Raw genomic sequence first — 12,318 nt, 5'->3', positions numbered from 1 at the left:
GTATTTTTTTGCATGTCGCTCCCGCCTCTGTGCGCCGCGCTCCGCTGATACCGTGATGCTGGCCTGGCGGCGGGCGGCAGCCCACACCATCATGACAGCCATGACAGACATCATCCCTCAGCTTTCCCTGCCGCCGTGCATCCTTTGCTCCAGCATCACCGGCAATACGCGTTTTCTGGCCGATGCCCTGGCCGGAGCCACCGGGGCCCCCGTATTCCCCACGGGGCATCCGCCCCTGCTCGACCATGCCGGGACGCTGCTTCTGGGTTTCTGGGTGCGCCGGGGCCTGCCCGACAGCCGCAGCCTGCGCCTGTGGCAGGGCATACGCGGCAAGCGCGTCTTTTTTTTCGGTACCCACGGCACGCGCCCCGGTTCGGACCATTCCCGCCAGTGTCTTGCGGCGGCCCGCCGCCTGTTGCAGGACAACGGCAACGAGGTGCTGGGCGGCTTTTTTTGCCAGGGGCGGGTCAATCCGCGTCTGGTGGCGCTGGCGGGCAAACCGGGCCACCATCCCATGACGCCTGCCCGTGCGGCCCGTCTGGCCGAGGCCGCCCGCCATCCCGACGGGGCGGACCGTCAGGCGCTGGTGCGCTGCTGGGACCGCTGCCGTCAGGGCCTGCCCCTGCCCGGGGCCGATGCCGCCGGAGAACTGGACGGCGGCCACTTTTTTGCCTGGTCCGCCGGGACGGGACGCTTGTCCTGAGCCCGCGGGCCCGTTATCCTGCAAGGGGAGGAGAGAACATCATGGAAAAGATCGTCAGCCGCGTGGAACTGAGCGAGGATCCGGCCCTGCCCGGCGAGATCCTCAACAAGGCGGAATCGCTGTTCGTGGCTTTTCAGACCGGGGATTTCCCCTATGTGCTGCCCTTCAACCATGTCTGGCTGGACGGGCGCATCTACATCCATTGCGCCCTGGAAGGACGCAAGATCGACGTGTTGCGCCGGGATGGCCGGGTGGGCTTTTCCACGGCGGTGGACGTGTGCATCATCCGCGAAAAATCCACCACCCACTTCCGCAGCCTTTGCGGTACCGGCCGGGTGAGCGAAGTGACCGATACGGAAGAGAAGCGCCGTGCCCTGGACGCCATCAGCCTGCGCTTTGACGCGCGCTGCCCGCGCCCCACGCCCGATGCCGCCCTGGCCCGCGTGAATATCCTGCGCATCGATGTGGAGAGCCTGACCTGCCGCCACAAGAACGGGCCGCGCCGCAAGGACAAGGAATAGGAAGAAAGTTTGTGCTTTTTGGCACAAATTGGAGAAAAGGCCTTGTCTTGTGCGGGGAAAGTCCTTACATTAAGGTTGTAAGGGAAAAAAAGGCTGCGCCGGCTCTGGAGCCGACGAGGAAAGGGCCATCCCCCCTTTCCTGATGGAACCGGATTTTCAACATTTTACTTCTGTCCGTCTGGGCGGTAATGGAGCGTACCATGAAGGAAATCAAGAAGATTCTTTGCGCGGTTGACCTTTCCGAACACAGCGCGGCCGTGGCAGAGTACGCCACCATGCTGGCCAAGGGCCTGGGGGCCAGCATCATCGTCGTCTACACGGCTCCCTCGCTGAGCCAGTATGTGGGCTTCCATGTGCCGCCCAACACCATCGAAAACTTCGTGGGCGAGATTGTCTCCGGCGCTGAAAAGTCCATGGACGCTTTCGTGGCCGAGAACTTCCCCGGCGTGGAAGCCAAGGGCCAGGTGCTCATCGGCTACGCCGCTGAAGAGATCCTGGCCCGTGCCAATGACGAAGGCGTCGACCTCATCGTCATGGGTACTCACGGCCGCAAGGGCATCGACCGCATCCTCTTCGGCTCCGTGGCTGAAAAGGTCGTCAAGAACGCGTCCATGCCTGTGCTGACCGTTCGCCCCAACAAGTAAGTCCCGGCCGGACCGGGAACTGACAACGGTTCCTCGGGCCGCCGCACTTGCGGCGGCCCTTTTTTCTTTGCATCTGGAGTCTGTATGTACACCTGCGCCGTGCGCCCGGAAATAGCCGCCCTGAGCGCCTATGTTCCCGGCATGTCCATTGCCGAAATTCAGGAGAAATACGGCCTGTCCAAGGTCGTCAAAATGGCCAGCAACGAGAACCCCCTGGGCGTTTCGCCCCTGGTGAAGGAGGCCCTGGGCCTGCACGCCGGGACAGCCTTCCGCTATCCCCAGGGCGGCAACCCCCGCCTGGTGGCGGCCCTGGCCCGCACGCACGGCGTCAGCCCCGATCAGGTGGTGGTGGGCAACGGCTCGGACGAGATCATCGACATGCTGATCCGTATGCTCCTGGTGCCGGGCAAGCATTCCGTGGTCTGTTTCGAGCCCTGCTTCAGCATCTATCCCATCCAGGCGCAGGTCTGCGGCGTGGAAGTGCGCCGCCACCCCCTCAACCCGGATTTCAGCTTCGATCTCGACGCGCTCTTCGCCCTGGTGGACGATGACACCCGTCTGGTCTTCGTGACCACGCCGGACAATCCCTCCGGCTACTGCCCGCCGCTGGCCGACGTGCGCCGCCTGGCGCAGCGCCTTGGCGAGCGCTTCCCCCACTGCCTGCTGGTGGTGGACGAGGCCTACATGGACTTTGCGGGCGACAGCCCCGAGGACGAGGCCCGCTTCTCCCTGCTGGCCTCCGGTGACATCCCGGACAACGTGGCCATCATGCGCACCTTCTCCAAAAGCTACGGTCTGGCCGGGCTGCGCCTGGGCTACGGCATCCTGCCGGCCGAGCTGGCCCAGTATTACTGGCGGGCCCGCCTGCCGTTCTCGGTCAACATCCTGGCCGAAGAAGCCGGTATCGCCGTGCTGCAGGACAGCACCTTCCGGGCCGCCACGCTGGAATGCGTGCGCGCCGGTCGCCGTCGCCTGACCGAAGGCCTGCGCGCCCTGGGATGCACGGTGTGGCCCAGCGCCGCCAACTTCATCATGATGCAGCTGCCCGAAGGCTGCGGTACGGCGGCGGCCTGCTTTGAGGCCCTGCTGCAGCGCGGTATCATCATCCGGCCGCTCAAAAGCTACAGCCTGCCCGATCACCTGCGCGTGAGCGTGGGCAGCGACGAAGAGAACACGGCCTTCCTTGAGGCCATGAAACAGTGGATGCAGGAGGTGCGGGGATGAAGACGACCCTGCCTGTGGTGACCCTGGACGGCCCCGCCGGTGTGGGCAAGACCACGCTGGCCCAGCAGCTGGCCGAAAGCCTGCACGTGGCCTATCTGGATACCGGCGCCATGTTCCGTTGCCTGGCCCTCAAGCTGGGGCCCGGTGCGGAGACCCTGCCCGAAGAGGAATTGCGCGAAAAGTGCCGCCAGTGGACCTTCAGCCTGTCCGGCAAGGGACGGGCCTCCACGGTGTGCTGCAACGGCGTGCCCATCCGCGGCGAAGTGCGCACCGAGCAGGTGGGCATGCTGGCCGCCCGCATCGCCACGGTGCCCGTGGTGCGCGAGGTGCTGCGCGAGGCCCAGCGGGCCATGGGCGAAGCCACGCCGCTGGTGGTGGAAGGCCGTGACATGGGTACGGTGGTCTTTCCTGACGCCCGCTTCAAATTCTTCCTGGATGCATCGCCCGAAGTGCGCGCCCTGCGCCGTCTGCGCGACCTGGCCGCCCGCGGGGGGGAAGCCGATCTGGTGACGCTGACCGAGCAGATCCGCCAGCGTGACTCCCTGGACCGCAACCGGGCCGTGGCGCCTCTGCGCCCCGCTGCCGATGCCGTCATCGTGGATACCTCGGAACTGGACATCGCCGGTGTGCTGGGCGTGCTGGTGCATCGCATCAGCGTGCATGAAGGCAGCGTGACCCTGTTGCCGTAGCCGGGGACGGTAAACATCATATGGCAAGATGACGGGCCGGAAGGGATCTCCCTTCCGGCCCGTTTGCGTTTTTGGTGTGACCGGAGAGAACGCGGGAGGCGGAAGAGGACATCTTCCCGGATGGGGATCGCTCAGGCCGGGGTGCAAGAGGGGGCCGCACGGCAGGGACCGGGGGAGGCTGGGCAGACTTCCGATCTTTCTTATCGCCGTCGGAGCATCTGGTGAGGCGGTGTGCCGGGAAAGGCCCCCTGCGCGGCTCCGCGGCCTGCGGAAGACGTGTGTTGTGGCAGGGGGGAAACGGAAAAGGGGACCTCTCTGCCGGAGCAGGAAGTCCCCCAAAAATCAGCCTGTGGCGGATGGCGTCTAGGCGTGGTGGCGGCGCTGCAGGTGGTCGCGCAGGATGATGGCCAGCAGGTTCATGCCCAGCACCAGCAGGATGAGGACCAGGCCCGTGCCGTACTGGAGCGGGCGGGTCTTCTCGATGTCCGTGCCGGCGGTGGCCAGCACGTACATGTGATAGGGCAGGGCCATGACTGAGCTGAAGATGGAGTCCGGGTTCTTGGGCGTATAGAAGACGGCGGCGGTGAACATGATGGCGGCCGTTTCACCGGCGGCGCGGGCCACGCCCAGGATGGCGCCGGTGAGCATGCCCGGCATGGCGCAGGGCAGGACCACGCGGGTGATGGTCTGGGCCTTGCCGGCGCCCAGGGCCAGGGAGGCCTGGCGGTAGGTGTCGGGCACGGAGCGCAGGCTCTCCTCGGCGGTGCTGATGATCACGGGCAGGGTCAGCACCGCCAGGGTCAGGATGCCGGACAGGATGCTGACGCCCATGCCGCAGAAGGTCACGAAGAACGAAAGCCCGAACAGGCCGAAGACCACCGAGGGCACCCCGGCCAGGTTGTTGACCCCCAGGCGCACCATGCGGGCGAAGGGAGTGTTGCCCGCGTATTCATGCAGGTAGACGGCCGTGGCCACCCCCAGGGGGAAGGCCAGCATCAGGGAGCCCAGGGCCAGGATGGCCGTGCCCACGATACAGGGCAGGATGCCGCCGGCGGTCATCATCTCGCGGGGCGGCGTGGAGAGGAATTCCCAGCTGAGGGCGGGCAGGCCCTGCACCAGCAGGAAAAGGCAGATGGCCACCAGCAGGATGACGTTGAAGGCGGCCACCAGCCGCAGGGTGCCGAGCATGGCGCCCTGGACGAAAAGACGGCGGCGCGGATCGGGTGTGGCAAGAGGCATGGAAGGGCTCCTTAAAGGCTGGCCGAGCCCACCTGGCGGTGTTTTTCGGCGATGCGGGAAGCGATCATGTTGAATGCCAGCGTCATCAGGAACAGGACGATACCTGTGGCGAACAGGGCGTAATAATGGTCGCTGCGGAAGGGGGCTTCAGCCATTTCGGCGGCGATGGAGGCGGGCATGGGCCGCACGGGATCCAGCAGGGACTGGGGCAGCATGGCCGCGCCGCCGGCCGCCATGAGCACCACCATGGTCTCGCCCATGGCGCGGGACATGCCCAGCATGATGGCCGTGCCGATGCCGGACAGGGCCGCGGGCACCACCACGCGCACGATGGTCTCCCAGCGGGTGGCGCCCAGCGCCAGGGAGGCCTCACGCAGGGAGCGGGGCACGGCGCGCAGGGCGTCCTCGGAGACGGAGCAGATGGTGGGCAGGCTCATGATGGCCAGCACCAGCGAGGCATTGAGCAGGTTGAGGCCCGTGGCGGCGCCCAGCACGTCCTGGAGGATGGGCGCCAGCACCACCATGCCCAGAAAGCCCAGCACCACCGAAGGCAGGGCCGCCAGCAGTTCCACGAAGGGCTTGATGACGCGGCGGGCGAAGGGCGGGGCGATCTCGGCCAGGTACACGGCCGTCATGACGCCCAGAGGCACGGCCAGCAGCGAGGAGAGCACGGTGACGGCCACGGAACCCACCAGCAACGGGAAAATGCCGAACAGGCCGGGATCTTCCGTGGGGTACCAGAGGTCGCCCAGCAAAAAGTCCAGCGGGCTCACATGCCGGAACAGGGGCAGGCCTTCGGTGAACAGGAAGATGACGATACCTGCCAGCGCCAGCAGGGACGAGGCCGCGATGGCGGTGAGGCAGATGCGGATGGCCCGCTCGTGGGAAGAGCTGAACATGGTTTTCTCCGAAGGTTTCCTTGCGGGACGCGCCCGCTGGAGGAAGCGGGAAAAAAGCGGAAAAACGGGGGAAAGGGGGACGTACGCCGGTATGATCCCTCAGACCGGCACGGGCCCTTTCCCCTTGCGGGGGACCGGGCAGAGGCCCCCGGAAGGAGAGGGGGAGCGTCTGCCCGGTGCTGCGGGCTTAATGCTGCAGGGGAACGTAACCCACGGCCAGGACGTCCTTCTGGCCCTTGTCGGCGGCCAGCAGGTAGTCCACCAGCTTCTTCACGCCGCCCTTGGGATCGCCGTTGGTGAAGATGTAGAGTTCGCGGGCGATGGGCCATTCGCCGTCCAGAGCGGTCTTGGCGCTGGCGGCCACCTTGCTCACGGTCAGGCCCTTGACGCTCTTGTCAAGATAGCCCAGGCCGATGTAGCCGATGGCGTTCTTGTTCTTGGCCACGGCCTGCACCACGGTGCCGTTGGAGGCCTGCATCAGGGCGGCGGGGGTGACGCGTTCCTTCTTCATGACCAGTTCCTGCCAGGATTCAAAGGTACCGGAAGAGGTATCGCGGGAGATGACCACGATGGGGGCATCCTGGCCGCCCAGTTCCTTCCAGTTGCGCACCTTGCCGGCGTAGATGGAGGACAGCTGTTCCAGGGGCAGGTCCTTCACGAGGTTCTCGGGGTTGACCACGGGCACGATGGCGTCCACGGCCACGGCGATGCGCACGGGCTTCACGCCCTTCTTTTCAGCGGCGGCGCGTTCCTTGTCCTTGATGTCGCGGGAGCTCATGGCCACGTCGCACTGCTTTTCGCCCAGGGCCTTGATGCCGTTGCCGGAACCGCCGCCGGAGATCACCAGCTTGATGTCGGGGTTGGCGGCCATGAAGGATTCGGCGGCCTTCTGCATGACGGGCAGCACGGTGGTGGAGCCGTTGACGACGATATCCTGGGCGTGGGCGGCCACGCTCAGACCCAGGGCGGCACAGGTAAGGACCAGAGTTTTGGCGAAATTCATGATAGTGCTCCTTTAAAAGGAAAAAAGTCTTTGCTTCGGCTCGATCCCGAAGCACCTCCCTTTTCCTCAGGCATTGTTACAGAAATGTGACGCCTCGGCGAAGATGTGGAGACACTTTGAAAACCGTGGTTTTTACGGGCCTGTCACACAATTGTAACCTTTCAGGCGCATTGCTGGCGCATGGGAAAGGCACTACTTCTCCAAGGCAAAGGAAGACTCCATGCAACGCATACTTGTTATTGAAGACGAAAACGATATCCGCCAGTTGCTGCGCTTCAACCTTGAGCGCGAAGGCTTTGCGGTACTGGAAGCGGCCGACGGGCTGGGGGGGCTGCACATGGCGACCTCCGAGCTGCCCGACCTGGTGGTGCTGGACCTCATGCTGCCCGGCATGGACGGCTGCGATGTCTGCCGCAGGCTCAAGGCCCAGCCGGTCACGGCGGCCATCCCCGTGCTCATGCTCACGGCCCGCGGCGAAGAAGTGGACCGCATTGTGGGCCTGACCCTGGGGGCCGATGATTATGTGGTCAAACCCTTCAGCGTCCGGGAACTGGTGCTGCGCATCCGGGCCATCCTGCGCCGCGGCAACCGCCCCGGCATGGGCACGGCCCTGTGCCGCGGGGCCCTGCTGCTGGATGTGGAGGCCCACCGCGTGACCCTGGACGGGCAGGAAGTGGCCCTGACGGCCACGGAGTTCCGTCTGCTGGAAGACCTCATGCGGCATGCGGGCGCCGTGCGCACCCGCGAACAGCTGCTCAACGCGGTCTGGGGATATTCGTTCGAAGGCTATGCCCGTACGGTGGACACGCATGTCCGGCGTCTGCGGGCCAAACTGGGTGAAGAAGCCGCCGCGCTCGAGACCGTGCGCGGCGTCGGTTACCGTTTGAGAGGCTGAGATGACGGGGATGTTCCGTTCTTTTAGGGCCCGGATCTTCTGGGCCATCCTGCTGGTGGCCGCGGTGGCTGCGGGGCTTTCCCTGTGGCTGACGCGCGAATGGCTGGAAGAGCGCCAGCTCGATGAAGCTCGTACCGGTCTGCTGCGCGAGGCGCGCGTGGCGGGCGAACTGCTGCTGCGTGGCGAAAACGATCTGGAGGTCCTGGCCCGGGTGCTCGACCTGCCCGACCTGCGGCTTTCACTGCTGGATGCCGACGGCAAAGTGCTGGCGGAGACCGGCGGCGTTTCGCCCGAAGGCATGGACAACCACGGCGACCGGCCCGAAGTGGTGCAGGCCCGCAGCGAGGGGCAGGGCTACTCCCTGCGCGCCAGCGGCACCTTGCACAAGAATTTTGCCTACGCGGCCCGCAACCTGCCTGACGGGCGCATCCTGCGTCTGGCCCTGCCGCTGGACAGCGTCAACCTGCTCATCCAGAAGCGCCTGCACGTCTTCGCGCCCATGATCCTGCTGGCCGTGGTGCTGGCCGTGGTGCTGGCCGCCTTCATCTCCGGCGCCATGCGGCGGTCCCTGGGCCAGATGGTGGACGTGGTCTCGGCCATTTCCCGCGGCCGCCTGCAACGCCGCCTGCGCCGTCTGCCGGGCACGGAGTTCGCCCCCCTGGCCGAGGCCGTGAACCGCATGGCCGACAGCATCGGCGAGCAGGTGCGCATCGCCTCGGACAAGACCGCCCAGCTGGAGAGCGTGCTCAACACCATGAGCGACGGCGTGCTGGTGCTGGGGCCGCAGGGCCGCATCCGCCGCTGCAACGGTGCCTTTGCCCGCCTCTTCCCCCAGGTGACCGACATGGCGGGCAGCCCGGTCATCGAGGTGATCCCCTCGCCCGAACTGCAGGATGCCGTGGATGCCATGCTGCGCTCCGCCCAGGTGGCCCGCTCGTCCTCCGGCAACGGTGACGAGGATCTGGATGTGCCCCGTTCCCTGCGCCAGGTGCAGCTGCATCTGGGCGGCCGGGTCTTCTCGGTGCTCATCTCCCTGCCCGTACTGGCCGATGCCCGTCTGGGCGCGGTGCTGGTCTTCCGCGACATCAGCGACCTGATGCAGCTGGAGCGCATCCGCAGCGATTTCGTGGCCAATGTCTCCCATGAGCTGCGTACGCCGCTGACCGCCATCCAGGGCTATGCCGAGACCCTGCTCAGCATGGATTCCTCGGAACAGGCGCAGCACTTTGCAGCCATCATCTACCGTCACAGCTGTTCCCTGGCCCGCATGCTGGAGGATCTGCTGGTGCTGGCCCGTCTGGAAGGGCAGGGAGGCGCCCTGGAGCTCTGCCCCACGGAATGCGCCGCCACCCTCGATGAGGCGGGCAGCCTGTGCCAGACCCGCCTGCAGGAACGCAAGCTGCGTCTGGAAGGCCATCTGGAAAAACTGCCCCCCGTACTGGCCGACGACCGTCTGCTGACGCTGGTGTTCCGCAACCTGCTGGAGAACGCCTGCCGTTATGCCGAAGAAGAAACGGCCATCCGCGTCACGGGCCGGGTGGAAGGCGACGACGTGGTCATCCGTGTGGTGGACGACGGCGTGCTCATCCCGGCGGACGATCTGCCGCGCATCTTCGAGCGCTTCTATCAGGTGGAGCGCCACCGCGGGCAGAATTCCACGGGCCTGGGCCTGGCCATTTGCAAACATGTGATCGAACGGCACGGCGGCCGCATCTGGGCGGAAAGCCCGGCGGAAGACGGCAGCACGGCCATCATCTTTACCTTGAGGCGCGCGGACGCCCCCCGGACGCCCGTGCAGGAGTAGTTATGGCAACAGCACTTTCGGCGCAGAAGATCAACGTCTATTACGGCGCTTCCCACGCCCTGCAGGATGTCAGCCTGGATTTCGAGGCCGGCGGCGTCACGGCCCTCATCGGCCCTTCCGGCTGCGGCAAATCCACCTTCCTGCGTTGTCTCAACCGCATGAACGACCTGATCCCCGGCTGCCGGGTGGAAGGCCGCATCATGCTGGACGGCGAGGACGTCAACCAGCCCCGCACCAACGTGGTGCGCCTGCGGCAGAAGGTGGGCATGGTCTTCCAGAAGCCCAACCCCTTCCCCAAGAGCATCTTCGAGAACGTGGCCTACGGCCTGCGCGTCAACGGCGTCAAGGACGAGAACCTCATCACCGAGAAGGTGGAGCTGGCCTTGCGCCGCGCCGCCCTCTGGAACGAAGTGGAGGACCGCCTTTCCTCCTCGGCCCTGGGCCTTTCCGGCGGCCAGCAGCAGCGCCTGTGCATCGCCCGTGCCCTGGCCGTGGAACCGCAGGTGCTGCTCATGGACGAGCCCGCCAGCGCCCTGGACCCCATCGCCACCCGCAAGGTGGAAGAGAGCATCGTGGAGCTCAAGGAAGGCCTGACCATCATCATCGTGACCCACAGCATGCAGCAGGCGGCCCGCATCTCCGACCGGACGGCCTTCTTCTACATGGGCCGTCTGGTGGAAAGCGACAGCACGGACGTCATATTCACCCGTCCGTCCCAGAAAGAGACGGAAGACTACATCACAGGCAGGTTCGGTTAATGGTTCTTCAGGATTACACGCCCCAGCACATGCTGGCCACGCTGCGCACGCGCCTGCTGGTCATGTATGCGCAAGTGGACATCGCTTTGGAAGAGGCTGCGCGTTCCTATGAAAAAGGCGAGGCCGTGCGCGCCATCGCCGTCTGTGACGGTGATACGGCCATCGACGCCCTGGAAAACGAGATCGACGAGCTGTGCCTGCGCCTCATGGCCCGCATCAAGCCCGTGGCCGGTGATCTGCGCTTCGTGGTGGCCGCCCTGCGCATGGTGGTGGATCTGGAGCGCATCGGTGACGAGGCCGTGACCGTGGCCGAGCAGACCGTGCTCATGGAAGACGTGCCCGGGCGGCGTATCCTAGCGGACGAGGTCTGCGGCATGATGCAGCGTGCCCGCGAGGCCTTCATGCGCGCCATGGACTGCTTCCGCGAAGGCAACGGAGAGGAAGCCCTGGCCCTGCGCAACTGCGAGGACGAGGCCCTGCAGAACGAGATGCGCATCGTGCAGCGCCTGCTGGAGCTGCTGCGTCAGGAAGAAGGCAAGCGTCCCGATCCCCAGCTTGTCATGCATACCTTGCTGGTGGTGCGAGCCCTGACCCGCATCTGGCGGCGTTCCGTCAATCTGGCCGAACAGGTCTACTTCATGCAGCACGGCCAGAGCCTCAAGCATAGCGGCGAAAAGAAGTAACACATCCACGTTCCTTTGTTTTTCCGGTAAAAGCGGGTGCAGGTGACTGCCCCGCTTTTTTGGTGCCTCGAAAATGCAGGTTTTCCGGCATGCTTTGAATGCAGAAGGGCTGCAGAAGCTCAGCAACCCAGCAGAGGGACATGTAATGGGGAATGTTCCGGTGAGGGAATAGATCATCTCCAGGAAGAGCCAAGAAAAAGAGGGCCTCCAGGGACAGCTAAAGCTCCTTTTCTATGATATACCGGGGGCGGTGGCGGACCTCAGTAAATATTTTTGCAAGATATTCTCCCATAAGTGACAGGCACAGCAGTTGGACCGAACCGAGGAAAAGAACGATGATGATCAGGGATGTCCAGCCAGGGACGGTCTCGCCGCATGCGTACTTCCACAAGGAGAGCAAACTGTAACTCAGGGCGATAAGCATGCAGCCCAGGCTCATGATACCGGCAAGACGCAGCGGTGCCACGCTGCAGGAGGTAATGCCTTTCCAGGCGAAGGACAGCATTTTGCATAATGGGTATTTCGTCTCGCCAGCCGTACGAGCTAGACGTTTGTACCCTACCTGGGCTGTGCGGAAGCCCATGGTAGGGAACAACCCCCGCAAAAAAAGGTCCTGCTCGTGGTAGTGCTGGAGCGCCTCCAGAACAGGGCGGGCCACGAGGCGGTAGTCAGCATGGTCAGGGATCATGCTGATGCCCATCCAGCCCATGATCCGATAGAAAAGATGGGCTGTCCCCCGTTTGAAGCCGGTATCCGAGCTGCGGTCATTGCGCACACCATACACAATATCACACCCTTGCCCATAGTGCTCCAGCATTTGCGGGATGACGGAAATATCATCCTGCAAGTCAGCATCCAGGCTGATGATGCAATCTGCTCCCCGGCGGTAGGCAGTCTCCATCCCTGCCCAGACAGCATTTTGATGGCCGGCATTACCGGCAAAACTGATGCCACAGCAGCAAGCATCCTGTTGATGACGGCGCTCAATAATATCCCATGTGGCATCACGGCTGCCATCATTGACATACAGGATAAGGCTGCTTTCCTGGATAAGACCTTTTTGTTTGCACTCCTTCAGGAGATCAGCCAGGGCATCCTGGGTACTCGGCAGCGTAGCCTCTTCATTGTAGCAGGGAACGACCAGAATAAGAGAATGTCCGGCATACATATTGCTATACTAGTTTTCTCCAAAGGATACAGGCCAAAGCAAGGTAAAGTAGTCCCATAAAATTGACGAGGTAACAACAGTAGCGAGT

At 64.4% G+C, this 12,318-nt stretch carries 13 protein-coding genes; 9 read left to right on the top strand and 4 right to left on the bottom strand.

Going from position 1 to position 12,318, the window contains the following annotated elements; all coding sequences use genetic code 11:
- Positions 1-55 precede the first annotated feature (55 nt).
- From HF854_RS03775 to cmk, 5 genes are all read left to right on the top strand, one after another.
- Positions 56-703: a flavodoxin family protein gene (locus HF854_RS03775; RefSeq protein WP_240937655.1), complete on the top strand. Its 648-nt coding sequence runs from the start codon at positions 56-58 to the stop codon at positions 701-703.
- Between the two features lie 41 nt (positions 704-744).
- Positions 745-1,224: a pyridoxamine 5'-phosphate oxidase family protein gene (locus tag HF854_RS03770; protein ID WP_168935109.1), complete on the top strand. Its 480-nt coding sequence runs from the start codon at positions 745-747 to the stop codon at positions 1,222-1,224.
- Between the two features lie 200 nt (positions 1,225-1,424).
- On the top strand, positions 1,425-1,868 hold the full coding sequence (locus tag HF854_RS03765) for a universal stress protein (RefSeq protein ID WP_168935108.1): 444 nt from the start codon (positions 1,425-1,427) through the stop codon (positions 1,866-1,868).
- A gap of 84 nt (positions 1,869-1,952) precedes the next feature.
- Positions 1,953-3,092: a histidinol-phosphate transaminase gene (hisC, locus tag HF854_RS03760; protein ID WP_168935107.1), complete on the top strand. Its 1,140-nt coding sequence runs from the start codon at positions 1,953-1,955 to the stop codon at positions 3,090-3,092.
- Positions 3,089-3,781 (top strand): (d)CMP kinase, encoded by a 693-nt coding sequence (gene cmk, locus HF854_RS03755; RefSeq protein ID WP_168935105.1) that lies wholly within the window; start codon positions 3,089-3,091, stop codon positions 3,779-3,781. The genes hisC and cmk overlap by 4 nt, the downstream gene beginning before the upstream one ends.
- Before the next feature lie 363 nt (positions 3,782-4,144).
- Here the strand turns inward: cmk and pstA are convergent, their stop codons facing one another.
- The 3 genes from pstA to HF854_RS03740 form a co-directional block, all read right to left on the bottom strand.
- Positions 4,145-5,020 carry a phosphate ABC transporter permease PstA gene (pstA, locus tag HF854_RS03750; RefSeq protein WP_430392464.1) on the bottom strand — a complete coding sequence of 292 codons (876 nt, stop codon included), beginning with the start codon at positions 5,018-5,020 and terminating at the stop codon, positions 4,145-4,147.
- Positions 5,021-5,031: 11 nt separating this feature from the next.
- Positions 5,032-5,919, bottom strand: a complete 888-nt coding sequence (gene pstC, locus HF854_RS03745) for a phosphate ABC transporter permease subunit PstC (RefSeq protein ID WP_168935103.1) — start codon at positions 5,917-5,919, stop codon at positions 5,032-5,034.
- 187 nt (positions 5,920-6,106) lie between these two features.
- Positions 6,107-6,922, bottom strand: a complete 816-nt coding sequence (locus tag HF854_RS03740) for a PstS family phosphate ABC transporter substrate-binding protein (RefSeq protein WP_168935101.1) — start codon at positions 6,920-6,922, stop codon at positions 6,107-6,109.
- Positions 6,923-7,142: 220 nt separating this feature from the next.
- On the opposite strand from HF854_RS03740, the gene HF854_RS03735 reads away from it, so the two are divergent.
- The 4 genes from HF854_RS03735 to HF854_RS03720 are packed head-to-tail and all read left to right on the top strand — an operon-like array spanning position 7,143 to position 11,062.
- Positions 7,143-7,817, top strand: coding sequence for a response regulator (locus HF854_RS03735; RefSeq protein WP_168935098.1), 675 nt, complete (start codon positions 7,143-7,145; stop codon positions 7,815-7,817).
- Positions 7,818-7,827: 10 nt separating this feature from the next.
- Positions 7,828-9,621 (top strand): ATP-binding protein, encoded by a 1,794-nt coding sequence (locus tag HF854_RS03730; protein WP_240937653.1) that lies wholly within the window; start codon positions 7,828-7,830, stop codon positions 9,619-9,621.
- A gap of 2 nt (positions 9,622-9,623) precedes the next feature.
- Positions 9,624-10,379 (top strand): phosphate ABC transporter ATP-binding protein PstB, encoded by a 756-nt coding sequence (gene pstB / locus HF854_RS03725; protein WP_006009177.1) that lies wholly within the window; start codon positions 9,624-9,626, stop codon positions 10,377-10,379.
- Positions 10,379-11,062, top strand: coding sequence for a phosphate signaling complex PhoU family protein (locus tag HF854_RS03720; protein ID WP_168935094.1), 684 nt, complete (start codon positions 10,379-10,381; stop codon positions 11,060-11,062). The genes pstB and HF854_RS03720 overlap by 1 nt, the downstream gene beginning before the upstream one ends.
- 217 nt (positions 11,063-11,279) lie before the next feature.
- Here the strand turns inward: HF854_RS03720 and HF854_RS03715 are convergent, their stop codons facing one another.
- Entirely contained in the window at positions 11,280-12,230 is a 951-nt protein-coding gene (locus HF854_RS03715; protein ID WP_168935092.1) for a glycosyltransferase family 2 protein, read from the bottom strand.
- Positions 12,231-12,318 lie beyond the last annotated feature (88 nt).

It is taken from the genome of Desulfovibrio piger (assembly GCF_012843875.1).
In the GTDB taxonomy this organism is placed as follows: Bacteria; Desulfobacterota; Desulfovibrionia; order Desulfovibrionales; family Desulfovibrionaceae; genus Desulfovibrio.
Note: the sequence above shows the minus strand (reverse complement) of the source record. Positions and strands in the feature narration are given on the sequence as shown.